Consider the following 2,560-nt stretch of genomic DNA (forward strand, 5'->3'; position numbering starts at 1 on the left):
CTTTTATTCCGTGCCGCACAGCCTCATTCGCCAGCAGGTCGATCTGAGGGCAACGGCGCGCACCATCGAGATCTTCCACCGCGGCAAGCGCATTGCCGTCCACCAGCGCCGCTATGGAGGTCCTCGCCATGGAACTGACCCGGATCACATGCCCAGTTCCCACCGGCGCTATGCCGAATGGACACCGGAGCGCTTTCGGCGCTGGGCCGCATCTATTGGGCCGCAGACCGAAGGTTTGGTTATCGCTATTCTCGCCAGCCGTCCGCACCCCGAACAGGGCTTCCGAACATGCCTGGGCATCCTGCGCCTGTTTCGCGACATCGAGCGCAATCGGGCTGAAGCCGTATCAGCCCGCGCCGTCGAGATCGGTGGCCTGAACTGCAAGAGCATTGCTTCGCTCATCGCCAACCACAAAGCCGCACGCCATTCCACCGAACCAACCGCCATCGTCGATCACGCCAATCTGCGTGGCCCTGATTACTTTCATTGAGGAGACACACCCATGCTGATCAATCCCACCATCGACATGCTGCGAGAGCTCGGCCTTTACGGCATGGCAACCGCTTTCCAGGAACTCGACGCACAGTCCGAAGCGCGCGGCCTCGAGCACGGCGAATGGCTTGCCATGCTGCTCGAACGCGAGGCGACCATGCGCCGCCAGAAGCGTTTCGAGGCCCGCGCCAGAGCTGCCAAGCTGCGTCACGATGCGCAGATCGAGAATGCCGACTTTCGTGCTGCACGCGGTCTCGACCGCAATCTGTTCATGGCGCTTGCCAGCTGCGACTGGATCAGAAAGCATCACGGTCTTCTTGTCACCGGGCCAGCCGGCGTCGGCAAAAGCTGGCTTGCCTGCGCGCTCGGCCACAAGGCCTGCCGCGAGGATTTCTCCGTAACATACCACCGAGTTCCCCGGCTGTTCGCCACGCTCGCACTTGCAAGAGGTGACGGGCGATACGGCAGGATCCTCAAATCTCTTGCCAGGACCGACCTGCTGATCCTCGATGACTGGGGACCGGAAAAACTCAATGACGACCAACGCCGCGATCTCCTGGAGATCATTGAGGACCGCTACGAACGACGCTCAACCATCCTCACAAGTCAGGTCCCCGTGGATCGCTGGTACGAAATAATTGCAAACCCAACTCTGGCCGATGCCATCCTGGATCGCCTTGTTCACAACGCCTATCGCATCGATCTGACCGGCGAGAGCATGCGAAAACAGCGCTCGCCTGTCGCAACCGAAATACCGCAAGCTTGACCTGAAATCTAACTCGATCCAAACATCAACGAGACCCAGGATCAGTCCGAGAAATGGCCGCCTTCAAATCGGAACGCCGGCCGGAATGAAATCGGAATGACTGGCCGGCTTCAAATCGGAATCGGTGGCCGGCTTCATCGGAATACGCACTAAGGCTTGAGACATGTCCGAGGGCAGAGGCCAAGTAGCTGTCGAGCTCCGGTTTTCTTGCGTCGCATTCCCAAACGACTAGGACCCGCCACCCGAGCGCCTTGAGGGCAGCGGCGGTCTCGGCGTCTCGCTCGCTGTTGCGCCGGAACTTCGCTGACCAGTAGTCCTGCCTGGTGCGTGGCATTCGCGCATCACTGCAGCCATTGTGCTGGTGCCAGAAGCAGCCATGCACGAGTATGATCGTCTGATGCCTGGGAAGCACGATGTCCGGCTTACCGGGGAGGTCACGGCGATGCAGACGGAAGCGGTACCCTAGTCTATGGAGCGCGCGGCGGACCATGACCTCGGGCTTGGTATCCTTCGATCTGAACTGCGCCATCATCTTGCGACGAGCCGCGTCGTCGAGAACGTTCTTCGTGACCTGCATTGCACAAAGCTCGGCAGTGAGCCTCAAATCGTCAGTGGCGAGGCGATTGCCGATGCGCCGTCTCAATTTCATGCGCGCTGCTTCTCAGCGTGCCCCGCCGCAATCCGGGTATCCAGCTCCCCGACGAGCGCGCGCACTGAGGCCGCGACTGCTGCGGCAACCGGAGGAGGCACCGCCTCGCTCACCTGGATGATCTGAGAGGAGAGGCTGCCGAGAAGCTCGTAGTCCTTGGGGAAACCCTGCAGCAGCATTGCCTCGTAGACGCTCAGCCGGCGGTGGCAATCCGGGTGGATATGGACTTCCCGGTGTCCATAAGCGACCGTTGGGCTTGGTGATTGCCAGTCCAGTGTCTTGAAGCTGCGGTTGCGTCCGTCGCCAGGCCGGAGCGCTCCCGGCGTCGTGAACTTCGGTGATTTCGGTCGCATGCACCAATGGTTGGGATGGTGCGCAATATCGGCCGGCTTTAGGTCGCGGTCGAAGAACGTGGCATCTGGGAGATCGCCGATGGCACCCCGGACATCCGGCCGTCGACCCTCTGCGCTGACTACCTTGGCTGGCGGCGACCAGGCCGCCTCTCCATATAGATCCCGGTTCAGGCCGACCACGAAGAGGCGCTCGCGTATCTGCGGGGTGGCGTAGTCGGTCGCCAGCAGGACTGCGCGGGTTAGCGAGAAGCCAGCATCCTCGAAAGCCTTCTCTATTTGTCGGAGTCGATGCGCGTGCCG

At 61.3% G+C, this 2,560-nt stretch carries 3 protein-coding genes and 1 pseudogene; 2 read left to right on the forward strand and 2 right to left on the reverse strand.

Going from position 1 to position 2,560, the window contains the following annotated elements; genetic code table 11:
- Both EN780_RS31890 and istB read left to right on the forward strand, forming a co-directional pair.
- Positions 1-490 (forward strand): annotated as a pseudogene (locus tag EN780_RS31890) (IS21 family transposase); the annotation flags it as partial.
- Between the two features lie 12 nt (positions 491-502).
- The gene (gene istB, locus EN780_RS31895) at positions 503-1,258 is read left to right on the forward strand and encodes an IS21-like element helper ATPase IstB (RefSeq protein ID WP_128276261.1); all 756 of its coding nucleotides are present in this window, start codon (positions 503-505) and stop codon (positions 1,256-1,258) included.
- A gap of 25 nt (positions 1,259-1,283) precedes the next feature.
- On the opposite strand, the gene EN780_RS31900 is transcribed toward istB, so the two are convergent.
- Positions 1,284-1,907, reverse strand: coding sequence for a very short patch repair endonuclease (locus EN780_RS31900; RefSeq protein WP_245500189.1), 624 nt, complete (start codon positions 1,905-1,907; stop codon positions 1,284-1,286).
- Positions 1,904-2,560 (reverse strand): DNA cytosine methyltransferase (locus tag EN780_RS31905; protein WP_133372811.1); only part of this gene is annotated, 657 nt, incomplete at its 5' end. The genes EN780_RS31900 and EN780_RS31905, both read right to left, overlap by 4 nt.

The sequence above is a fragment of the Mesorhizobium sp. M4B.F.Ca.ET.089.01.1.1 genome (assembly GCF_004022605.1).
Lineage (GTDB): Bacteria > Pseudomonadota > Alphaproteobacteria > Rhizobiales > Rhizobiaceae > Mesorhizobium > Mesorhizobium abyssinicae.